Raw genomic sequence first — 22,703 nt, forward strand, 5'->3', positions numbered from 1 at the left:
GTGAAAGGAGTAATAACAATGGCGACAGGAAAGCCCTGCTCTCGCTGGTTTGCGCCGCTTGCGGCGTTATTAATGGTGGTTAGCCTGAGTGGGTGTTTCGATAAGGAAGGCGATCAGCGCAAAGCGTTTATCGATTTCCTGCAAAATACTGCGATGCGCAGTGGCGAGCGTTTGCCAACGCTGACTGCGGATCAGAAAAAACAGTTTGGTCCCTTCGTTTCCGACTATGCCATTTTGTACGGCTATTCACAGCAGGTGAATCAGGCGATGGACGCCGGTCTGCGTCCGGTGGTGGACAGCGTGAATGCGATTCGCGTCCCGCAGGACTATGTGACCCAGCGTGAGCCGCTGAGCCAGTCAAACGGCGCACTGGGTGTGCTGGGCCAGCAGCTGCAGAACGCCAAAATGCAGGCCGATGGCGCGCGCTCTGCGCTGAAACAGGGCGAAGACCTGAAACCTGTGTTCGACAAAGTGTATGAAAAGGTGGTGACCAAACCTGCCGATGCGCTGCAGCCGCTCATTCCGGCCGCGCAGATCTTCACTCAGCAGCTGGTACAGGTGGCGGATTATATTTCGCAGCAGGGTACCCAGGTGAGCTTTGTCTCGAACGGCATCCAGTTCCCGACCTCGCAGCAGGCCAGCCAGTACAATACGCTGATTGGGCCGCTTGCAGCACAGCACCAGGCGTTTAGCCAGGCCTGGGGGGCGGCGATGGCCGCAACGGAATAACGTCAGACGCGCACATTTCCAGAATAAAAACCCCGCTGAAAAGCGGGTTTTTTATTCTGCCAGAAAATAAAGCTTGTCTTTGATCCCGTAACTATGTTTAATAGTCCTCGTCGGTTTGTTACACAGACCTAAAGCAGTTTAGTTAAGCAGTCCAGATGCGTTATCCTTAGATACCCTTCGTAGTGACCCTTCCTTCATCGCTTAAAAATCTGTAACACATTCCATCATCGCGCCGGAAGGCAAAACAAATTTTTAAAAAGGTAATATCTATGTCTGGTAAAATGACTGGTCTGGTAAAATGGTTCAACGCTGATAAAGGTTTCGGCTTCATCACTCCTGACGATGGCTCTAAAGACGTGTTCGTACACTTCTCTGCTATCCAGAACGATGGCTACAAATCTCTGGACGAAGGTCAGAAAGTTTCCTTCACCATCGAAAGCGGCGCTAAAGGCCCAGCAGCTGGTAACGTTGTAAGCCTGTAAGCTTCCAACTCAGCTACAAGAATTTAAAAACCCGCCTCTGGCGGGTTTTTTTCGTTCAGGGTTTGGCCTGTGGATTCACGCAGTTTTTATCGACCTTGCCCTGCAGGGCGTCGATCAGGTTGTCCACCGCACAGGCTGCCATGTTGTAGCGCGTCTCGTGCGTCGCAGAGCCAATATGTGGCAGCGCCACCACGTTAGGCAGCTTCAGCAGCTCTGAGCTGGCCGGCAGCGGCTCCTGCTCGAACACGTCCAGCCCTGCGGCGTGGATCTCACCATTTTTCAGCGCTGCAATCAGCGCCTGCTCATCCACCACCGGCCCACGACCCGCATTAATAAAGATGGCGGACTTCTTCATCTTCTCAAACTGCGCTTTGCCCATCAGATGATGCGTCTCATCGGTCAGGGGCAGGATCAGGCAGACAAAGTCCGCTTCCTGCAACAGGGTATCCAGATCGCAGTGGCGGGCGTTAAAACGCTCCTCGGCCTCTTTATGCTGGCGACGTGCGTTGTAGAGGATCGGCATGTTGAAACCGAAGTGGGCGCGCTGCGCCAGCGCCAGGCCGATGCGGCCCATCCCGACGATACCCAGCGTTTTGCCGTGCACGTCGGTGCCGAACCAGTCCGGGCCGATGCTTTTGGTCCATTCCCCGGCCTTAACGCGTTCGGCCACTTCCACCACCCGACGCGCGCTGCTGAGCACCAGCGCCATCAGAGTATCGGCCACGGTTTCGGTCAGTACGGTTGGCGTGTGCATCAGCAGGACGTTACGGGCATTCAGTGCATCGACGTCGAAGTTGTCATAGCCCACCGAAATAGTGGAGGTTGCACGAAGCGCCGGCATTTTCTCCAGCAGCGCGGCATCCACTTTTTCGCTGGAGCCAAGCAGCCCGATGGCACCGGCGAACGCGTCAGCGTGTTGCTGCACCGTCTCCGGGCTCAGGTTGTTGACCCGGGTAACGGTGAAATGATCTTCAAGGCGCTGCTGTAACGCATCAGGCAGGGCTTTGTACAAAATGACGGACGGCTTCATGCTAATCTCCGTTGATTTTAAAAGGGTTCAGGCGTGGCGTGCGCCGACGGGAAGGTTCTGATTATTAGCAGGCTTAACAATTAAAGTAAGCCACACTGAGGCAAAAAGCGCCACCCCCATAAAGATGTACGAGGCCGACGGGCTGCCGGTTGCGCCATTCAGATAACCCACGAACCATGAACCAAAGAACGAGCCCAGCGCACCCATGCTGTTGATCAGCGCCATCGCGCCGCCCGCCACGTTACGCGGCAGCATTTCCGGGATGATGGCAAAGAACGGACCATAAGGGGCGTACATTGCGGCACCGGCGATCACCAGCAGCGTATAGGAAACCCAGAAGTGGTTTGCGCCCACCGCCCAGGAACCGATAAAGGCGCAGGCAGCAATTAACAGCAGCGGCCAGACGAATAGCTTACGGTTTTGCAGTTTATCCGACGCCCAGGAGACCACGATCATGGCGATGGTCGCGGCCAGATACGGCACGGATGACAGCCAGCCTACCTCGACCATACCGAGGTTATCGCCCGCGCTACGGATGATGGAAGGCAGCCACAGAACAAAACCGTAAACCCCGATGCTCCAGGTGAAGTACTGCATGCACAGCAGCACCACGTTGCGTGACCGGAAGGCTTCGCCGTAGTTGCGCACCGCTTTCAGCCCCTGCTGCTCTTTATCCAGCTGCGCCTGCAGGGCCGCTTTTTCATCTTCAGAGAGCCATTTGGCCTGTGCCGGTTTGTCTTTCACCAGCACCCACCAGCAGAAGGCCCAGATCACCGCCGGAACGCCCTCAATAATGAACATTTCGCGCCAGCCGAAGGACTGGATCAGATACCCGGAGACTACCGACATCCACAGCACCGTGACCGGGTTACCGAGAATAAGGAAGGTATTGGCGCGCGAGCGTTCGGATTTGGTAAACCAGTTGCTGATGTAGATCAGCATCGCGGGCATAACTGCCGCTTCCACCACGCCGAGAATAAAGCGAATGGCCGCCAGCGCCGGGATGTTATTCACTACCCCGGTGAGTGACGCACAGGCCCCCCAGAGGATCAGGCAAACGAAGATCAGTTTGCGCACGCTGCGGCGTTCGGCGTAAATCGCGCCGGGGATCTGGAAGAAGAAATAGCCGAGGAAGAACAGGGCGCCCAGCAGAGAGGAGACGCCTTTAGTGATCCCCAGATCTTCGGTGATGCCTGCGGCGGACGCGAAGCTGAAGTTCGCGCGGTCGAGATACGCCAGGCTGTACGTGATGAACACGACAGGCATGATGTACCACCAGCGTTTTACTGCATTTGTTGCACTGTTCATAGGCTTGCCTCTGTGGTTGAGGGAGTAACCGCCGCTGTCTGTAGGGTACAGGGTGGCTTAATTATGTGGCGGGGAGTTATTCCCCTAACTGTTCCCGGGTGGGTAATCCTTCGCTGTCGCCCTGAACCTGGATCGCCAGCGAGCCGATGATATTGCCGCGAGTGATAGCCTGATGGAGCGTTTTCCCCTCCAGCAGGGCGCTGACCACGCCAACGGCAAAGCCATCTCCCGCGCCGACGGTATCGACGACGTTTTCGACCTTCACCGCCGCTACGGCTCCTTGCTCACCGTTGGCGGTTTTAAACCAGGCGCCGTCGGCCCCGGTCTTCAGGATCACCGCCTTCACGCCCCGGTTCAGGTAAAAATCCGCGATCCCTTCCGGCGTCTTTTCCCCGGTCAGGATCTGGCCCTCTTTCACGCCGGGTAATACCCAGTCGGCCTGGAAGGCGAGGTGGTTCAGCTTTTCCACCATCTCCGCTTCGCTTTTCCACAGCACCGGGCGCAGGTTCGGGTCGAACGAAATGGTCTTACCCGCGGCCTTCATCGCGCCCGCAGCGTGATCGAGCAACGCGTATGAGCTGGCAGACAGCGCCGCCGCCACGCCGCTCAGATGCAGATGCCTTGCCGCGGTAAACCAGATGGGGTTGAAGTCCTCTACCGACAGGTGGCTGGCCGCCGAGCCTTTGCGGAAGTATTCCACAATGGGATCGGTTCCATCGGTGACTTTCGATTTGAGCTGGAAGCCCGTCGGATACCGGTCGTCCAGGGTCACGCCTGCGGTTTCGATCCCCTCCTTTTTCAGGGTGTCGAGCACAAACTGACCGAAGCTGTCATTGCCCACGCGGCTCACCCAGCCCACCTTCAGGCCAAGGCGCGCCAGCCCGGTGGCGACATTCAGTTCGGCACCGGCAACGCGCTTGATAAAGTGGTCGACGGCACTGAGTTCGCCGGTCTTGGTGGCGACAAACATGGTCATGGCTTCGCCAATGGTGATGACATCCAGAGCGTGCGGCATGGGGTTACTCCTCGCGCAGTAAATTGACGTAGTGACGGGTGACAGCCGTCAGGTCTGGTCCTTCCAGCGGGAATTCGATTCCGCGCGGGGCGTCGGAGGGGAGCTGATCCAACAGCGCCTGCCAGCGGGCATCGTCGTTATCCGGCGGCACGGCACGATACTGTTGCTGATGGGGAACGGCGGCTTTAACGTGGATATAGCTCACCGCAGGCGCCAGATGCTTCGCGGCCTCCTCCGGAGATTCACCTACCCACAGCCAGTTGCCCATATCAAAGGTCAGCGTGACCGGCAGATTCATCACCCGGCACGCCGCCTTGAAACGCTGCATCGGGGCCAGTTGGCCGCAGCGCGTCTGGTCGTTTTCCACCACCAGCGTCATGCCGGTTTCATCGAGCAGGGCGCGCAGCGCATCGAGCTGCTGCTTATCGCTGAAGTGGCCGAGAGAGACTTTCAGCCACAGGGCGTTGAGTGTCGCGGCTTCGGCAAGGTAGCGGGGCAGCATGGGATTGAGGGTTCCGTCCGGGGTAAAGAGGGCATCGGGGGCGGAGTAGCAGGCCAGCAGACCAAGCAGTTCAATGGATCCGGCAAGCGTAGGGAGGGACGCCAGTTCGGCGTCGCTGAATAACTCCCGGCGGATCTCGACCCCGTCGGCACCCGCGCCGGCGATCACGTGCAGCATGGCGCGCTGGCCACCTGCCTCACGTACCTTGTCAGCGCCATACGCGGCGGTGACAACAATAATTTTTCTGCCCATTGGCGGACTCCATCACGTAGCTGATACTCTTTACGCTAGATGGAACCGGTTCCAAAGAAAAGTTCAGGATGCTGGATTTATGATCGCCATCACGAAGGGGACTTAACGCGCCGTGGAACCGCGTACGATCAGTTCGCCGGAGAAGACCTGCTCGCGCACGGCCTCATCGGCACCGTTGATCCGGCGGACTACCTGCTCGACGGCGGCAAAGCCAATCTGCCAGGTGGGCTGTTTGAGGGTGGTAATGCCCACGCCTGCCAGCTCGGCCCACTCCAGCTCGTCAAAGCCCAGCAGACCGATGTCGCTGCCCCAGTGCAGGCCAATGCGCTTCAGCGAACGGGCGATCTGTAGCGTTAACGCGCCGTTAGCGGAGATGACCGCCTTGCGCATCCCGCGATGGCGGGTGTGAAACTGGCGCAGGGCGTTGTCCAGCTGCTCAGACTCGTGAAGGGAGATTTCGACGTTTTCAGCAACCACGCCGGCATAGCGGGCCAGGGTGGTGCGAAAGGCGCTCAGGCGCTCGCGGCGGGTATTGACCATTCCCAGCGGCTCGCTCAGGAACAGGATCGCTTCAAAGCCCTGTTCAATCAGGTGCTCTGTGGCGGTAGTGGCGGCCTGGGTGTTATCCAGTCCCACCACATCGCAGGCAAAATCGGGGATTTTGCGATCAATCAGCACCATCGGCAGGGCGGACTGCTGCAGGCGGTTCAGCCCCTCCTCGCGCATGCCCACGGCATTGACCACGATGCCCTCCACCTGATAGCTGCGCAGCAGATCGAGGTAGTGCAGCTCCTGATCGACTTCGTTATTGGTATTACACACCAGCGGGGTGAATCCTTTTTCCCGGCAGGCGGCTTCGATGCCGCTAAGGACATTAACGGAGTAGGGATTAGTGATATCGGCGATGATCAGGCCGATCAGCCGGGTTTTACCATGTTTTAGCCCCCGGGCCATCAGGCTCGGGCGGTAGTCGAGTTCGGCAATAGCGTGTTCAATACGGGCCAGTAGCGCGTCGGAAAGCAGGTGTTTTTCGCCGTTGAGATAACGGGAGATGCTGGTTTTACCGGTTTTCGCGGCTTTCGCCACGTCGCTGATGGTGGGCCGTGTTGATTTTCTCATCGCTGATTTCCTTGCTATTGGTGCGTACACCTTAGCGCGAAAATGCCCGGTGGCGCTACGCTTACCGGGCCTACGGAGTCAGAGCGAGATTTTCCAGGCCGGGTAAGGCGAAGCCGCCACCCGGCAATAAACTTACTGCACCGGGCTTAAGGTGATCTCAACGCGGCGGTTCTGCGCTTTGCCTTCCGCCGTGCTGTTGCTGGCGATTGGGTTCGCCGGGCCCATGCCGCTGGTGCGGATGCGGGTCGCCGCGACGTTCTGGGTGATCAGCGCGCTGGCCACTGCGTCAGCACGCTGCTGGGAGAGACGCATATTCAGATCCTGGCTGCCGGTGCTGTCGGTATAACCCAGCACGTTCACCGCGGTTTTTTCGTACTCTTTCAACACCATCGCCACGCCGGTCAGGGTGTTGGCACCCGCCGGTTTCAGCGTTGCGCTGTTGCTGTCGAAGGTGACGTTATTCGGCATATTCAGAATGATGTTGTCGCCGCTACGGGTGACGCTCACGCCGGTACCCTGCATTTTGTCGCGCAGCTTCGCTTCCTGCACGTCCATGTAATAACCGGCACCGCCGCCCAGCGCGGCGCCTGCTGCGGCACCAATCAGGGCGCCTTTACCGCGATCTTTTTTCGAGGAGGAGAGGACACCTACACCTGCGCCTACCAGGGAGCCGATGCCTGCGCCAATGCCTGATTTACCCGCTTCGCGTTCGCCGGTGTATGGGTTGGTGGTGCAGCCTGAAACAACCAGTGCGCCGCTGACTACGGCGGCAATCATAAGTGCGCTTTTTTTCATCTTCTTTCCTTAAGCTTTTTTATTCTTTGCCACGACGGGCGTGGCGGTTGATTATGACGTGCAGTTACGGAGAAAATTCCGGGGATAACTCTTAAATTTGTGTCAAATCATAAACAGTCTCAATGAAGGCTGAGAAAACCTGCAACCGGCAATCCAGGAGCACACGCTGTGACCACTTCTACAAAAACCATTCTGACGGCAGCCCACTGGGGGCCCATGCTGGTCGAAACCGACGGCGATACGGTGATCTCATCCCGTGGCGCGTTGCCGACGCAGCACCCTAACTCCCTGCAAACCGCAGTGCGCGACCAGGTGCACAGCAAAGCCCGCGTGCGCTGGCCGATGGTCCGTAAGGGCTTTCTGGCGTCGCCGGATAATCCACAGGGCGTGCGTGGGCAGGATGAGTTTGTGCGCGTCAGCTGGGATCAGGCGCTGGATCTTATCGACGCGCAGCACAAACGTATTCGTGAGAACTATGGTCCGTCGTCCATTTTTGCCGGGTCGTATGGCTGGCGCTCGAACGGCGTGCTGCACAAGGCGGCAACCCTGCTTCAGCGCTATATGAGCCTGGCGGGCGGCTACACAGGTCATCTGGGGGATTATTCCACCGGCGCGGCACAGGCCATCATGCCCTATGTGGTAGGCGGCAACGAGGTGTACCAGCAGCAGACCAGCTGGCCGCTGGTGCTGGAGCACAGCGAAGTGGTGGTGCTGTGGAGTGCCAACCCGCTCAATACCCTGAAAATAGCCTGGAACGCCAGCGACGAGCAGGGGATCCCGTACTTCGACGCGCTGCGTAAAAGCGGCAAGCGCCTGATCTGTATCGATCCGATGCGCTCCGAAACCATGGATTTCTTTGGCGAGAGCGCCGAGTGGATCGCCCCGCATATGGGCACTGATGTGGCGATGATGCTCGGTATCGCCCATACGCTGGTGGAGAACGGCTGGCAGGACGAGGAATTCCTCGCGCGCTGTACCAGCGGTTATGAAAAATTTGCCGACTACCTGACCGGGGAAACGGACGGTGTCGCCAAAACCGCCGATTGGGCTGCCGACATCTGCGGCGTTCCGGCAGCGAAAATTCGTGAACTGGCAGCGTTGTTCCACAGCAATACCACCATGCTGATGTCCGGCTGGGGCATGCAGCGCCAGCAGTTTGGCGAGCAGAAACACTGGATGCTGGTCACCCTCGCGGCGATGCTCGGTCAGATCGGCACCCCGGGCGGCGGCTTTGGTCTTTCGTACCACTTTGCCAACGGCGGAAACCCGACGCGGCGCGCGGCGGTGCTGGCCTCTATGCAGGGCTCGGTCAAGGGCGGGACGGACGCGGTGGATAAATTCCCGGTCGCTCGCATCGTGGAGGCGCTGGAAAACCCGGGCGGCTTCTATCAGCACAACGGGCTGGATCGCCACTTCCCGGACATTCGCTTCGTCTGGTGGGCGGGCGGCGCCAACTTTACCCACCACCAGGACACTAACCGCCTGATCCGCGCCTGGCAAAAGCCGGAGCTGGTGGTGATCTCCGAGTGCTTCTGGACCGCGGCGGCAAAGCATGCCGATATCGTGCTGCCAGCCACCACCTCGTTTGAACGTAACGACATGACCATGACCGGCGACTACAGCAACCAGCATATGGTGCCGATGAAGCGGGTCGTGCCGCCGCGCGATGAAGCGCGTGACGATCTTGAGGTATTTGCCGAGCTGAGCGAGCGCTGGGAGCAGGGCGGCGGTGAGCGCTTTACCGAGGGCAAAACCGATCTGGAGTGGCTTGAGACCTTTTATCAGATCGCCGGGCAGCGCGGCGCGGCACAGGGGGTGACGCTGGCACCCTTTGCCGAATTCTGGGAAGCCAATGCCATCGTTGAAATGCCGGAGTCTGACGAGAACGCGAAGTTCGTGCGCTTCGCTGATTTCCGTCGCGATCCTGTGAGCCATCCGCTGAAAACCGAGAGCGGCAAAATTGTGATCTACTCCGAGCGTATCGCCAGCTACCAGTATGCCGACTGTCCGCCGCACCCGATGTGGCTGGAGCCGGACGAGTGGCATGGCAACGCCGAGCCGGAGCAGCTGCAGATCCTGTCTGCTCATCCGGCGCACCGTCTGCACAGCCAGCTGAACTACTCCTCACTGCGCGAGCAGTATGCAGTGGCCGGGCGCGAGCCGGTGACGCTACACCCGGATGATGCCAAAGCGCGCGGCATTGCCGATGGCGACGTGGTGCGCGTCTGGAACCATCGCGGTCAGGTGCTGGCCGGGGCGGTGGTCAGCGACGGCATCAAGCCGGGCGTGATCTGCATTCATCAGGGGGCGTGGCCGGACCTGGATGCTGAAAATGGCGGAATTTGTAAGAACGGGGCGGTCAACGTGCTGACCAAAGATCTCCCCAGCTCGAAGCTGGGGAACGGCTGTGCGGGGAATACCGCGCTGGCGTGGCTGGAAAAATATCAGGGGCCGACGCTTACGCTGACGGCGTTTGATCCGCCTGCCAGCTCATAAGCCAGGTCGGGTGTTGGGTATCTTCCTGCCAGGCGCTGTCTTCAATCCGAAAGCCCTGAGCATGGTAGAAATTCACCGCCCGGCTGTTCTTCTGGTAAACCTCCAGGCTTAACGACGGGTAGCGCTGCTGCACATGGTGGATCAGCGCATGCCCGATCCCCTTTCCGGCATACGCCGGATCGACAAAGAGCGCGCCGACAAAGGCTGACTCCATCACGCTGATGAAGCCCCGAAGCTGGCCTTCCTCTTCCCACACCCAGGTCTCTGCCGACGGCAGATAGACTTCCCGCACGACCGCCTCGCTCTCCTGCCAGTACTGCGCATCAATAAACGGGTGGGCGACGGTGGTGCTCTCCAGCCAGAGGGTCAGCAGAGGTTCGACATCGTCACTGAGCCATTTGCGGATCATGTTGACCTCCAGGATGACAGTGGCAGGCGGTGACGTGATCGTTAACCAGCCCGCAGGCCTGCATAAAGGAGTAACAGATGGTGGTGCCGACGAACTTAAAGCCGCGCTTTTTCAGCGCTTTCGACAGGGCATCAGAGGCGGGCGTAGAGGTGGGGATCTCTGCCAGCGTTGCCGCCTGGGTCACCTGCGGAGTGTTATCGACGAAGGACCAGACGAAATCACAGAACCGCTCGCCGTTCTCTTCCATCGCCAGGTAAGCCCGGGCGTTGCCGATAATGGCCTCGATTTTGCCGCGATGGCGGATAATGCCTGCATCCAGCACTAACCTGTCGACGTCCGCAGTGGTCATCCCGGCGACAAGAACCGGATCGAACCGGTGGAAGGCCTGGCGATAGTTTTCCCGTTTCTTAAGCACGGTGATCCAGGATAATCCGGCCTGCTGGCCCTCAAGGCAGATCATCTCAAACAAATTCTTTCCGTCAGTTTCCGGCACGCCCCACTCCTTATCGTGATAGGCGATGTAGAGCGGATCCTGGCTAACCCAGCCACAACGTTGCATCGGTTCTCTCCCTTGTTGCACCTGAAATTACAAAAATTTCAATCGACCCGGCTTGACGTGTCACCTAAAGAGACAATAGTTAATACAGGCTGATACGCAACATTCTTCATGTAGCCGCGTAGCCTCACTATAAACAATCACAAATATCGCCGAATTCGGCTCTTCTCTGGAGTCGCTTTGATGATTATAAAAAAAATAAGTGGCCGCCATGCCGTAACCGGTCTGGTGAGTTTCTTGGCCTGTCTGCTGACAGGCAACACAGCAAATGCCTGGCAACAGGAATATATCGTTTCGGATACAAAAAGTAATACCACTGAGCGTTATACATGGGATGACGATCACCAACCGCGTTACGAGGATATTCTCAAAGAGCGGATCCTCTCTTCACAGAATATGCCCGGTCTGGCGCTGAATTTGCCCGATTCGTCACCGGCAGAGGCGACCAGCACGATGAGTGTGGGCTGGAGTATTCCCGTTGCCCGCCGTTTCACCACCGGACCGGTTGCCGCCTGGCATTACGATGGCTCCACGCCCAATATGTACAACGAGTTTGGCGACAGCGTGAACACGCAGTCGCTCACCGACCCGCTGTGGCATGCCAGCGTGAGTACGCTGGGCTGGCGCGTCGATACGCGCCTGGGCGATGTACGGCCCTGGGCGCAAATCAGCTATAACCAGCAGTTCGGCGATAACCAGTGGAAGATGCAGTCCGGGTTGGGGCGCCTGGCACCCTCAACGCAGTACGGCAACTGGATGGATGTCACCGTCGGGGCCGATATGCTGATCAACCCGTATATGGCGGCCTATGCTTCGATGTCGCAGGCCGAAAACATGTCCACCGGAGAAGATTATCTCTATACCCTCGGCGTCAGCGCGAGGTTCTGAAACCCGTGGATGAATGACCTGAGCGACTCCGGGTTCATCTTTTTCGGGGCGGGTTCAGACAGCAGTCCAGGTCATTCATTCCTGATTTTCGGCATTTCATTCCGGCACCTCTGCATTTCATGCCGTTTTACCCCTGCCCATGTAGGGTTTTGGTTATCGTTGTCAGCAGTGAATTTCCCTTTTTTCTGCTGCAGGACAACTGCCATGAATACCTCAAATTACAACCGCACCCGCTGGCTGACCCTTATCGGCACCATCGTGACCCAGTTTGCCCTGGGTTCAGTCTACACCTGGAGCCTGTTTAACAGCGCCCTCTCCGAAAAACTCGATGCCCCGGTCAGCCAGGTCGCCTTCTCCTTTGGCTTGCTGAGCCTGGGCCTGGCGCTCTCATCTTCCATTGCCGGTAAATTACAGGAACGCTTCGGCGTGAAGCGCGTCACTATGGCTTCCGGGATTTTGCTGGGGGTCGGCTTCTTCCTGACCGCCCATTCCAGCAACCTGATGATGCTGTGGCTGAGCGCCGGGGTGCTGGTGGGGCTGGCGGATGGCGCTGGCTACCTATTAACCCTGTCGAACTGCGTGAAATGGTTCCCGGAGCGTAAGGGGCTGATATCCGCCTTCGCCATTGGCTCTTATGGTCTCGGCAGCCTGGGCTTTAAGTTTATCGACAGCCATCTGCTGGCCACCGTCGGTCTGGAAAAGACCTTCATGATCTGGGGCGCTATCGTGCTGGTGATGATCCTGTTCGGGGCCACGCTGATGAAAGATGCCCCACAGCAGGAAGTTAAATCCGTTAACGGCGTGGTTGAGAACGACTTCACCCTGGCCCAGTCCATGCGTAAACCACAGTACTGGATGCTGGCGGTGATGTTCCTGACCGCCTGCATGAGTGGTCTGTATGTGATTGGCGTGGCGAAAGATATCGCTCAGGGGATGGTGAAACTGGATGCCGCAACGGCGGCCAACGCGGTCACCATTATCTCTATCGCCAACCTCTCTGGCCGCCTGGTGCTGGGGATCCTCTCCGATAAGATTGCCCGTATCCGCGTAATTACTCTCGGCCAGGTGGTGTCGCTGGTAGGCATGGCGGCGCTGTTATTCGCCCCGCTCAACGAAGTGACCTTCTTCGCCGCTATCGCCTGCGTCGCGTTTAACTTCGGCGGCACCATTACCGTATTCCCGTCGCTGGTCAGTGAATTCTTCGGCCTGAATAACCTGGCGAAAAACTACGGCGTTATTTATTTAGGCTTTGGTATCGGCAGTATTTGCGGTTCGCTTATTGCTTCGCTGTTTGGCGGCTTTTATGTCACCTTCTGCGTTATATTCGCCCTGCTAATCCTCTCCCTGGCGCTTTCCACCACTATTCGCCAGCCGCAGCGCGAAATATTTAAAGAAGCGCATGCCTGATTGAAACTCCCTCTAAAGGCCGGATATTCCGGCCTTTTTTGTTTCTTCGGGAGGCAAAGAACAGGCCGCAGGTATGTCATCGGACTTGTTTTTTTGTAAATATTTGCAGGGATCACATTCTCTGTTGCCACTTTTTCTTTTCCCTGTGGTCTACTTACCGCGCTTAAAGACGTTTCCGATAACGATCCCCTGAGCAATGAAACACCCTGTTCACTTTTTGACCAAGAGTGGAGCGGCTCTACTTTACCTTTTTCCAGGTTGCATTAATGAAATATATCAAAGCGATGACGCAACAAAAGCTTAGCTTTTTGCTCGCGTTGTACATCGGTCTGTTTATGAATGGCGCGGTTTTTTTCCGTCGGTTTGATGGTTATGCGCAAGATTTTACCGCCTGGAAAGGAGTCGCTGCGGTCGTTGAACTGGTGGGCACTGTGCTGGTCACCTTCTTTTTGCTGCGTCTGCTGTCGCTGTTTGGACGGCGTATCTGGCGCGTACTCGCCACGCTGGTGGTGTTGTGCTCGGCGGGTGCCAGCTATTACATGACCTTTATGAACGTGGTGATTGGCTACGGCATTATTGCCTCGGTCATGACCACGGATATCGACCTCTCGAAAGAAGTGGTCGGTATACACTTTATTCTCTGGCTGGTTTGCGTCAGCATCCTGCCGCTGCTGCTTATCTGGAACAACCGCTGCCGCTATACGTTATTGCGCCAGCTGCGTACCCCAGGGCAGCGCATCCGCAGCGCCGCGGTCGTGGTACTGGCGGGATTAATGGTCTGGGGACCCATCCGGCTGTTGGATTTGCAGCAGAAGAACGTTGAGCGTACCTCCGGCGTGGATATGCCGAGCTACGGCGGCGTGGTGGCAAACTCCTATCTGCCGTCCAACTGGATCTCCGCGCTGGGGTTATATGCCTGGGCGCAGGTGGATGAGTCCTCCGATAATAAATCGCTGATGAACCCGGCGAAGAAATTCACCTATCAGGCGCCGTCTGATATCGACGATACCTACGTGATTTTCATTATTGGCGAAACCACGCGCTGGGATCATATGGGTATTCTGGGCTATGAGCGGGATACCACTCCGAAGCTGGCGCAGGAGAAAAACCTTGTCGCCTTCCGCGGGTATTCCTGTGATACCGCCACCAAGCTCTCGTTGCGCTGTATGTTCGTGCGCGAGGGCGGGGCGAGCGATAACCCGCAGCGGACGCTGAAAGAGCAGAACGTCTTCTCGGTACTGCGTCAGCTGGGCTTTAGCTCCGACCTCTACGCGATGCAAAGCGAGATGTGGTTCTACAGCAACACCATGGCCAACAACATCGCCTACCGTGAGCAGATTGGCGCCGAGCCGCGTAACCGCGGTAAGAGCGTGGACGACATGCTGCTGATCGACGAGATGCAACGCTCCCTGCAGAGCAACCAGGATGGTAAGCATATGATCATTCTGCATACCAAAGGGTCACACTTTAACTACACCCAGCGTTATCCGCGCAGCTTTGCCAAATGGACGCCGGAGTGTAAGGGCGTGGATAAAGACTGCAGCAAAGCGCAGCTGATTAACTCCTACGACAACTCGGTGACCTATGTGGATCACTTTATCGATAGCGTGATTGACCAGGTGCGCGATAAGAAGGCGATTGTCTTCTACGCCGCCGACCACGGTGAGTCGATTAACGAGAAAGAGCACCTGCACGGTACGCCGCGCAAGATGGCACCGCCGGAGCAGTTCCGCGTGCCGATGATGGTGTGGATGTCCGACAAGTATCTGGAGAACCCGGATAAAGCCAAAATGTTCGCCCATCTTAAAGAGCAGGCGGATATGAAAGTGGCACGGCGTCATGTGGAGCTGTACGACACCATTCTCGGTTGCCTCGGTTATACCTCGCCAGACGGCGGGATTAACGAGAATAACAACTGGTGTAAAGTGCCGGACGGCGCTGCGAAAGCCGCAAAGTAACAGGCCTGGCGACTTTATAGCCGATCGAAAGGCTTTTGCAAAATAAGGGATTGACGGAGGCAGAGCGTAGCAGTAAGATGCGCTCCGCATTCGGCGAGTAGCGCAGCTTGGTAGCGCAACTGGTTTGGGACCAGTGGGTCGGAGGTTCGAATCCTCTCTCGCCGACCACATTCGAAAACCCCGCTCTTTGAGCGGGGTTTTTTGCATTTATCACCTACAGAAATTAATGCTCAGCAAGACTTACCCGACTTAACCCACCAAAATACGCCTTACCTCTGTTTAGCCCTGCCTGTTAACCATTATGTGACATATTCCATTGTATTTTTTTATCTTTAGATTGATCTTTTTTCGCGTTGCTTATGGATAACCTCAGCATTTTCCCCTGTGCGTTTTAACGTTCATGGTATTTAGTGCGCAGATAATCGCCATTCCGTAAGAAAATTTACCCCGGTTGAATAAATGTTAATCACTGGTTGTAGCAGATTGCGTAGAGAGTTGTGCTACGTCATGGCGGGTAGCATAAATTTCCCTGCTGAAAATACGCTCCGGTAGTTTTTTTAATCTTTGTTTGCCAATTCTCACACTTAGCGTAAATCCCCGTCACCTGTATTGACGTTTTCACATTCTGTTGACAGATTGTAGGGCACGAGGGGCACTTCAGGGAGGATCTGCGCTGCAACTCAGTCGCTCTTCTGAAAGGAATCTCCATCCCTTATAACGCCTCAGGGCAACACCGACCGGACCGGGTAAAAAATAAATTAAAGGTCAGGCGGAGTAACACAACAAAAAACATCACATTGGAGCAGAATAACAATGAGTATTTCCTTGAAGAAGTCAGGGATGCTGAAGCTTGGTCTGAGCCTGGTGGCTATGACCGTCGCAGCAGGCGTACAGGCAAAAACCCTGGTCTACTGTTCTGAAGGCTCGCCGGAAGGCTTTAACCCACAGCTCTTTACCTCTGGTACGACGTACGACGCAAGCTCTGTACCTATCTATAACCGTCTGGTTGAATTCAAAACCGGCACCACGGAAGTTATTCCAGGTCTGGCTGAGAAGTGGGAAGTCAGCGAAGACGGTAAAACCTATACCTTCCACCTGCGTCAGGGCGTGAAGTGGCAGGACAGCAAAGAGTTCAAACCAACGCGCGATCTGAATGCAGACGACGTGGTGTTCTCCTTCGACCGTCAGAAGAATGCCCAGAACCCGTACCACAAAGTCTCTGGCGGCAGCTATGAGTACTTCGAAGGGATGGGCCTGCCAGACCTGATCAGCGAAATCAAAAAAGTGGACGACAACACCGTTCAGTTCGTGCTGACTCGTCCTGAAGCACCGTTCCTGGCTGACCTGGCCATGGACTTCGCCTCTATTCTGTCGAAAGAATATGCCGACAACATGCTGAAAGCCGGCACGCCGGAAAAAGTGGACCTGAACCCGGTTGGTACCGGTCCGTTCCAGCTGCTGCAGTATCAGAAAGACTCCCGCATTCTGTACAAAGCGTTCGAAGGTTACTGGGGCACCAAGCCGCAGATCGACCGTCTGGTCTTCTCCATCACGCCTGACGCATCCGTGCGTTACGCCAAGCTGCAGAAGAACGAGTGCCAGGTAATGCCGTACCCGAACCCGGCTGATATCGCGCGCATGAAGCAGGACAAAAACATCAACCTGCTGGAGCAGGCGGGTCTGAACGTCGGCTACCTCTCTTTCAACACCGAGAAAAAACCGTTTGATGATGTGAAAGTGCGTCAGGCGCTGACCTACGCGGTCAACAAAGAAGCGATCATCAAGGCCGTTTATCAGGGCGCTGGCGTTGCCGCGAAGAACCTGATCCCACCAACAATGTGGGGCTACAACGACGACGTTAAGGATTACACCTATGACGTTGAGAAAGCGAAAGCGCTGCTGAAAGAAGCGGGCCAGGATAAAGGCTTTACCGTTGAGCTGTGGGCAATGCCAGTACAGCGTCCTTACAACCCGAACGCACGCCGTATGGCCGAGATGGTTCAGGCTGACTGGGCGAAAATCGGCGTTCAGGCCAAGATCGTGACCTACGAGTGGGGCGAGTACCTGAAGCGTGCTAAAGCAGGCGAGCACCAGGCGGTCATGATGGGCTGGACCGGCGACAATGGGGATCCGGATAACTTCTTCGCAACCCTGTTCAGCTGTGCAGCGGCGAAAGACGGTTCTAACTACTCTCGCTGGTGCTACAAGCCGTTCGAAGATCTGATTCAGCCGGCACGTGCTGCAGAAGATCACAACAAGCGTATCGAACTGTACAAACAGGCTCAGGTTGTCATGCATGAACAGGCACCAGCGCTGATCGTGGCTCACTCAACCGTGTACGAGCCAGTGCGTAAAGAAGTTAAAGGCTATGTGGTTGATCCACTGGGCAAACACCACTTCGAAAACGTTTCTGTTGAATAATTAAAAGCAATGCCAGGCGGCGCTGCGCTTGCACTGGCCTACGGAATGTAGGCCGGGTAAGTGTAGCGCCACCCGGCAGCAGTGCTTTATTCCCTCTCTGAAAGGGGAGGGAATAAGATTTGTGAGCAATACAGACGTCGCGCCTCCAGGCGTACGTCATTAGAGAGAATCCGGGTTATGTTGCAGTTCATCCTCCGACGTCTGGGACTTGTTATCCCCACGTTTATCGGTATCACCCTTCTCACCTTTGCCTTCGTCCATATGATCCCCGGTGACCCGGTAATGATTATGGCGGGCGAGCGTGGTATTTCTCCTGAACGTCATGCGCAGCTGTTAGCCGAACTGGGGCTGGATAAGCCTATGTGGCAGCAGTATCTCCACTATATCTGGGGCGTGTTGCATGGTGATTTAGGTATTTCGCTGAAAAGCCGTCTGCCGGTGTGGGAAGAGTTCGTACCACGATTTAAAGCAACGCTGGAACTCGGTGTCTGCGCCATGATTTTTGCCGTCTCCGTGGGTATTCCGGTGGGCGTGCTGGCTGCGGTGAAACGTGGCTCTATCTTTGATCATACCGCCGTTGGCCTGGCGCTGACCGGTTACTCCATGCCTATCTTCTGGTGGGGCATGATGCTGATCATGCTGGTGTCGGTGCAGTGGAACCTGACCCCGGTGTCCGGGCGCGTCAGTGATATGGTCTTCCTTGATGACACCAACCCGCTGACCGGCTTTATGCTGATCGACACGGCTATCTGGGGTGAAGAGGGCAACTTTATCGATGCGCTGGCGCATATGATCCTGCCGGCCATGGTGCTTGGTACGATCCCGCTGGCGGTTATCGTGCGTATGACCCGTTCGTCGATGCTGGAAGTGCTGGGCGAGGATTATATCCGTACCGCCCGCGCCAAAGGTCTGACCCGCATGCGGGTGATCATCGTTCATGCCCTGCGTAACGCCATGCTGCCGGTAGTAACGGTTATCGGCCTGCAGGTAGGGACGTTGCTGGCAGGGGCGATCCTGACCGAAACCATCTTCTCCTGGCCGGGCCTGGGGCGCTGGCTGATTGACGCGCTGCAACGCCGTGATTATCCGGTGGTACAGGGCGGTGTGCTGCTGGTGGCGACGATGATTATTCTCGTCAACCTGCTGGTCGATTTGCTGTACGGCGTGGTGAACCCGCGTATTCGTCATAAGAAGTAAGGGGCCATCATGTCACAAGTATCTGAAAATAAAGTGGTCGCTGCACCGGTGCCAATGACGCCGATGCAGGAGTTCTGGCACTACTTCAAACGCAACAAAGGCGCGGTAGTAGGGCTGGTGTATGTTGTCATCATGATCTTGATCGCGGTGTTCGCGAACTTTCTTGCGCCGTACAACCCGGCGGAGCAGTTCCGTGATGCGCTGCTTGCACCACCTGCATGGCAGGACGGCGGTACCCTGACGCATCTGCTGGGTACTGACGATGTAGGCCGCGATGTGCTGTCTCGTCTGATGTACGGCGCGCGTCTGTCGCTGCTGGTGGGCTGTCTGGTGGTGGTGCTGTCCCTGATTATGGGGGTGGTACTCGGTCTGGTGGCTGGCTACTTCGGCGGTGTGGTGGATAACATCATTATGCGTGTTGTCGACATCATGCTGGCGCTGCCAAGCCTGCTGCTGGCGCTGGTGCTGGTGGCGGTCTTTGGGCCGTCAATCGGCAACGCCGCCCTGGCCCTGACGTTCGTGGCGCTTCCTCACTACGTGCGATTAACGCGTGCGGCGGTGCTGGTGGAAGTGAACCGTGACTACGTGACCGCCTCTCGCGTGGCGGGTGCGGGCGCGATGCGCCAGATGTTCGTCAATATTCTTCCAAACTGCCTTGCGCCGCTGATTGTTCAGGCGTCGCTCGGTTTCTCTAACGCCATTCTCGATATGGCCGCTCTTGGCTTCCTTGGCATGGGTGCGCAGCCGCCAACACCGGAGTGGGGCACCATGCTCTCCGATGTGTTGCAGTTCGCGCAAAGCGCTTGGTGGGTTGTGACCTTCCCGGGTCTGGCGATCCTCCTGACGGTGCTGGCATTTAACCTGATGGGTGATGGTCTGCGTGATGCACTTGATCCCAAACTGAAGCAGTAAGAGGCACGAGATGGCGTTATTAAATGTAGATAAATTATCGGTGCACTTCGGTGACGTGGGCTCCGAGTTTCGCGCCGTAGATCGGGTTAGCTACAGCGTAAATCAGGGTGAAGTTGTCGGCATCGTGGGCGAGTCAGGTTCCGGTAAATCGGTAAGCTCTCTGGCGATCATGGGGCTGATTGATTACCCTGGCCGCGTAATGGCGGAAAGCCTGGAGTTCAACGGCCAGGATCTGAAGCGGATCTCTGAAAAAGAGCGTCGCAACCTGGTTGGCGCCGAAGTGGCAATGATCTTCCAGGATCCGATGACCAGCCTCAACCCATGCTACACCGTCGGTTTCCAGATTATGGAAGCAATTAAGGTGCATCAGGGTGGGAATAAGAAAACCCGTCGTCAGCGGGCAATCGACCTGCTGACCCAGGTGGGTATTCCTGACCCGGCCTCGCGTCTGGATGTCTATCCGCACCAGCTGTCCGGTGGGATGAGCCAGCGCGTGATGATCGCCATGGCCATTGCCTGTCGTCCGAAGCTGCTGATTGCCGATGAACCGACGACCGCGCTGGATGTGACCATTCAGGCGCAGATCATCGAGCTGCTGCTGGAGCTGCAGCAGAAAGAGAACATGGCGCTGATCCTGATCACCCATGACCTGGCGTTAGTGGCCGAAGCGGCGCATAAAATCATCGTGATGTATGCCGGACAGGTAGTTGAAACCGGCAGCTCGCACGATATCTTCCGCGCGCCGCGCCATCCTTATACTCAGGCGCTGCTGCGCGCACTGCCGGAGTTTGCTCAGGACAAGGCGCGTCTGGCGTCGCTGCCGGGCGTGGTACCGGGGAAATATGACCGCCCGACCGGCTGTCTGCTGAACCCGCGCTGCCCGTATGCCACGGACAAATGCCGCATCGATGAGCCGGATCTTTATACCCTCAACGATGGCCGTCAGTCTAAATGCCACTACCCACTCGATGACGCCGGGAGGCCCACACTATGAGTTCGCAAGAGGCCACCATGCAACAGCCGCTGTTGCAGGCTATCGATCTGAAAAAACACTACCCGGTCAAGAAGGGGCTGTTTGCTCCGGAACGCCTGGTGAAAGCGCTGGATGGCGTCTCCTTTACTCTGGAGCGCGGCAAAACGCTGGCGGTGGTGGGGGAGTCCGGCTGCGGGAAATCCACCCTGGGCCGTCTGCTGACCATGATTGAAACCCCGACCGGGGGCGAGCTGTACTATCAGGGGCAGGATCTGCTCAAGCACGATCCCGACGCGCAGAAACTGCGGCGCCAGAAAATCCAGATTGTGTTCCAGAACCCGTATGGTTCCCTGAACCCACGTAAGAAAGTGGGGCAGATTCTGGAGGAGCCGCTGCAGATCAACTCCACGTTGAGCAAAGAGCAGCGTCGCGAGAAAGCGCTGGCGATGATGGCGAAAGTGGGGCTCAAGACCGAACACTACGATCGCTATCCGCACATGTTCTCCGGCGGTCAGCGTCAGCGTATCGCTATCGCCCGTGGTCTGATGCTTGACCCGGATGTGGTGATCGCCGATGAACCGGTCTCCGCGCTCGACGTTTCCGTCCGTGCGCAGGTGCTGAACCTGATGATGGATTTGCAGCAGGATTTAGGCCTGTCGTATGTCTTCATCTCCCATGACCTGTCGGTGGTGGAGCACATTGCCGATGAAGTGATGGTGATGTATCTGGGCCGCTGCGTGGAGAAGGGGACGAAAGATCAGATCTTTAATAACCCGCGCCATCCTTATACGCAGGCGCTGCTCTCTGCGACACCGCGCCTGAACCCGGATGAACGTCGGGAGCGTATTAAGCTGACCGGCGAGCTGCCAAGCCCGCTCAACCCGCCGCCGGGCTGTGCTTTCAACGCCCGCTGCCGTCGTCGTTTTGGGCCGTGCACCCAGCTGCAACCGCAGTTAAAAGACTACGGCGGTCAGCTGGTGGCCTGCTTCGCCGTCGATCAGGATGAAAACGGCGAGAAGCCCCTGGCGTAAGTCATAAAAAAACCGGCGATAAGCCGGTTTTTTTATTGGGGCGGTGAATAGCTATTTCCGTAAACGAATCTGGTCGACAGCGTGTTTCTCACTCTTGGTGAGGATCAGGCTGGCGCGCTCACGCGTCGGCAGAATGTTCTCTTTCAGGTTCACGTAGTTGATCTCATTCCACAGCGAGGTGGCCACATTAACAGCCTCATCTTTCGAGAGCTGGGCGTAGTTATGGAAGTAGGAGTCAGGGTCGGTGAACGCCCCTTCGCGGAACTTAAGGAAGCGGTTGATGTACCAACTCTGCAGGAGATCTTCCGGCGCATCCACGTAGATAGAGAAATCGACAAAGTCAGAGACAAACACATGATGCGGATCGTGAGGATAGTCCATCCCGCTCTGCAGAACGTTTAATCCTTCCAGAATCAGAATGTCCGGCTGCACCACCGTTTTGTCCCCGTCAGGGATGCGGTCATAAATCAGATGCGAGTACACCGGAGCCGTCACGTTTGGCACGCCGGATTTCAGATCCGACACGAATTTCACCAGACGGTGCATATCATAAGAGAGCGGAAAGCCCTTCTTCTTCATCAGACCGCGTTCTTTTAACACCTCGTTAGGGTGCAGGAAGCCGTCGGTAGTGATCAGCTCCACGCTGCGGTGTTCCGGCCAGCGGCTCAGCAGCGCCTGCAGAACACGCGCGGTGGTGCTTTTCCCCACGGCGACGCTGCCGGCAATACTGATAATATAAGGGATGCGCTGCCCGTTCGTACCGAGGAACTGCTCAAGTACGGCCTGTCGGCGGAGGTTAGAACTGATATAGAAATTCAGCAAACGCGAGAGAGGTAAATAAATTTCAGCCACTTCTTCAAGCGACAGGTCTTCGTTTATCCCTTTTAACCGTGCGATTTCGCCTTCCGTTAAGGTCATGGGAACGGAGTCACGCAGAGCAGCCCACTGGCTGCGGCTAAACTGGAGATAAGGCGTCATTAACGTTTGCTCTTTTTTGCTCATAAGCACGCTTGAGTGAGGCGTCTTATCCCACACCAGAGGCTAGCCGTGCGGGGTAGAGCACATCACATATATAGTTAATTTTGGACAATGCGCAGGAGGTTAACACCAGATGGGCCGAATAATAAGAAAAAAAGTGGCCGAGTGTTGCGTTAAGCGTGAAACGTCACAGACCGGGTTTCACCCCTTTTGAGGACCGTAAATGATGAATATTTGCGCGCATT

Annotated in this window: 20 protein-coding genes and 1 tRNA gene; 12 read left to right on the top strand and 9 right to left on the bottom strand. The window is 56.7% G+C overall.

From position 1 onward, the window contains the following. Positions 1-18: 18 nt before the first annotated feature. Together ACP4QI_RS00745 and cspE are read left to right on the top strand one after the other, a co-directional pair. A complete protein-coding gene (locus tag ACP4QI_RS00745) occupies positions 19-729 on the top strand; it encodes a DUF3053 domain-containing protein (RefSeq protein ID WP_142487784.1) in 711 nt (236 codons plus the stop codon). A 269-nt stretch (positions 730-998) separates the two neighbouring features. After that, positions 999-1,211, top strand: coding sequence for a transcription antiterminator/RNA stability regulator CspE (cspE, locus tag ACP4QI_RS00750; protein WP_032615822.1), 213 nt, complete (start codon positions 999-1,001; stop codon positions 1,209-1,211). A 55-nt stretch (positions 1,212-1,266) separates the two neighbouring features. On the opposite strand, the gene ghrB is transcribed toward cspE, so the two are convergent. From ghrB to ACP4QI_RS00780, 6 genes are all read right to left on the bottom strand, one after another. After that, complete coding sequence (gene ghrB, locus ACP4QI_RS00755) at positions 1,267-2,241, bottom strand: glyoxylate/hydroxypyruvate reductase GhrB (RefSeq protein ID WP_426495932.1); 975 nt, start codon at positions 2,239-2,241, stop codon at positions 1,267-1,269. 27 nt (positions 2,242-2,268) lie between these two features. Next, entirely contained in the window at positions 2,269-3,549 is a 1,281-nt protein-coding gene (locus tag ACP4QI_RS00760; RefSeq protein ID WP_142487786.1) for an MFS transporter, read from the bottom strand. 76 nt (positions 3,550-3,625) lie between these two features. Next, positions 3,626-4,564 carry a sugar kinase gene (locus ACP4QI_RS00765; RefSeq protein ID WP_426495933.1) on the bottom strand — a complete coding sequence of 313 codons (939 nt, stop codon included), beginning with the start codon at positions 4,562-4,564 and terminating at the stop codon, positions 3,626-3,628. 4 nt (positions 4,565-4,568) lie between these two features. After that, entirely contained in the window at positions 4,569-5,318 is a 750-nt protein-coding gene (locus tag ACP4QI_RS00770; protein ID WP_231313315.1) for a sugar phosphate isomerase/epimerase family protein, read from the bottom strand. A 102-nt stretch (positions 5,319-5,420) separates the two neighbouring features. After that, complete coding sequence (locus ACP4QI_RS00775) at positions 5,421-6,437, bottom strand: LacI family DNA-binding transcriptional regulator (RefSeq protein WP_426495934.1); 1,017 nt, start codon at positions 6,435-6,437, stop codon at positions 5,421-5,423. A 132-nt stretch (positions 6,438-6,569) separates the two neighbouring features. Next, positions 6,570-7,232, bottom strand: a complete 663-nt coding sequence (locus ACP4QI_RS00780; protein ID WP_142487790.1) for an OmpA family lipoprotein — start codon at positions 7,230-7,232, stop codon at positions 6,570-6,572. Between the two features lie 216 nt (positions 7,233-7,448). On the opposite strand from ACP4QI_RS00780, the gene ACP4QI_RS00785 reads away from it, so the two are divergent. After that, complete coding sequence (locus ACP4QI_RS00785) at positions 7,449-9,728, top strand: molybdopterin guanine dinucleotide-containing S/N-oxide reductase (protein WP_445730324.1); 2,280 nt, start codon at positions 7,449-7,451, stop codon at positions 9,726-9,728. On the opposite strand, the gene ACP4QI_RS00790 is transcribed toward ACP4QI_RS00785, so the two are convergent. Both ACP4QI_RS00790 and tag read right to left on the bottom strand, forming a co-directional pair. Then, positions 9,691-10,137 (bottom strand): N-acetyltransferase, encoded by a 447-nt coding sequence (locus ACP4QI_RS00790; RefSeq protein WP_142487792.1) that lies wholly within the window; start codon positions 10,135-10,137, stop codon positions 9,691-9,693. The two genes, ACP4QI_RS00785 and ACP4QI_RS00790, sit on opposite strands and share 38 nt — an antisense overlap. Further along, complete coding sequence (tag, locus tag ACP4QI_RS00795) at positions 10,115-10,696, bottom strand: DNA-3-methyladenine glycosylase I (protein ID WP_156262664.1); 582 nt, start codon at positions 10,694-10,696, stop codon at positions 10,115-10,117. Before tag ends, ACP4QI_RS00790 begins: the two co-directional genes overlap by 23 nt. A gap of 180 nt (positions 10,697-10,876) precedes the next feature. Here tag and ACP4QI_RS00800 point away from each other — a divergent pair, with 180 nt between their 5' ends. From ACP4QI_RS00800 to dppF, 9 genes are all read left to right on the top strand, one after another. Continuing rightward, entirely contained in the window at positions 10,877-11,581 is a 705-nt protein-coding gene (locus tag ACP4QI_RS00800; RefSeq protein WP_142487794.1) for an autotransporter domain-containing protein, read from the top strand. Between the two features lie 204 nt (positions 11,582-11,785). Next, complete coding sequence (locus ACP4QI_RS00805) at positions 11,786-12,988, top strand: L-lactate MFS transporter (RefSeq protein WP_142487795.1); 1,203 nt, start codon at positions 11,786-11,788, stop codon at positions 12,986-12,988. A gap of 266 nt (positions 12,989-13,254) precedes the next feature. Next, the gene (gene eptB, locus ACP4QI_RS00810) at positions 13,255-14,946 is read left to right on the top strand and encodes a kdo(2)-lipid A phosphoethanolamine 7''-transferase (protein ID WP_231313311.1); all 1,692 of its coding nucleotides are present in this window, start codon (positions 13,255-13,257) and stop codon (positions 14,944-14,946) included. A gap of 91 nt (positions 14,947-15,037) precedes the next feature. Beyond that, positions 15,038-15,114: transfer RNA gene (locus ACP4QI_RS00815), tRNA-Pro, on the top strand. Between the two features lie 645 nt (positions 15,115-15,759). Next, entirely contained in the window at positions 15,760-17,367 is a 1,608-nt protein-coding gene (gene dppA, locus ACP4QI_RS00820) for a dipeptide ABC transporter periplasmic-binding protein DppA (RefSeq protein ID WP_142487797.1), read from the top strand. Between the two features lie 177 nt (positions 17,368-17,544). Beyond that, on the top strand, positions 17,545-18,564 hold the full coding sequence (gene dppB / locus ACP4QI_RS00825) for a dipeptide ABC transporter permease DppB (RefSeq protein WP_142487798.1): 1,020 nt from the start codon (positions 17,545-17,547) through the stop codon (positions 18,562-18,564). Between the two features lie 9 nt (positions 18,565-18,573). Then, complete coding sequence (gene dppC, locus ACP4QI_RS00830) at positions 18,574-19,476, top strand: dipeptide ABC transporter permease DppC (protein ID WP_426495936.1); 903 nt, start codon at positions 18,574-18,576, stop codon at positions 19,474-19,476. A gap of 10 nt (positions 19,477-19,486) precedes the next feature. Beyond that, a complete protein-coding gene (gene dppD, locus ACP4QI_RS00835; protein WP_142487800.1) occupies positions 19,487-20,470 on the top strand; it encodes a dipeptide ABC transporter ATP-binding protein in 984 nt (327 codons plus the stop codon). Beyond that, a complete protein-coding gene (gene dppF, locus ACP4QI_RS00840; RefSeq protein WP_142487801.1) occupies positions 20,467-21,480 on the top strand; it encodes a dipeptide ABC transporter ATP-binding subunit DppF in 1,014 nt (337 codons plus the stop codon). Before dppD ends, dppF begins: the two co-directional genes overlap by 4 nt. Positions 21,481-21,531: 51 nt before the next feature. Here the strand turns inward: dppF and coaA are convergent, their stop codons facing one another. Next, a complete protein-coding gene (gene coaA, locus ACP4QI_RS00845) occupies positions 21,532-22,482 on the bottom strand; it encodes a type I pantothenate kinase (protein ID WP_142487802.1) in 951 nt (316 codons plus the stop codon). Between the last annotated feature and the right edge of the window lie 221 nt (positions 22,483-22,703).

The organism is Leclercia sp. TB492 (genome assembly GCF_049974505.2).
GTDB classification, from domain to species: Bacteria; Pseudomonadota; Gammaproteobacteria; order Enterobacterales; family Enterobacteriaceae; genus Enterobacter; species Enterobacter adecarboxylatus_C.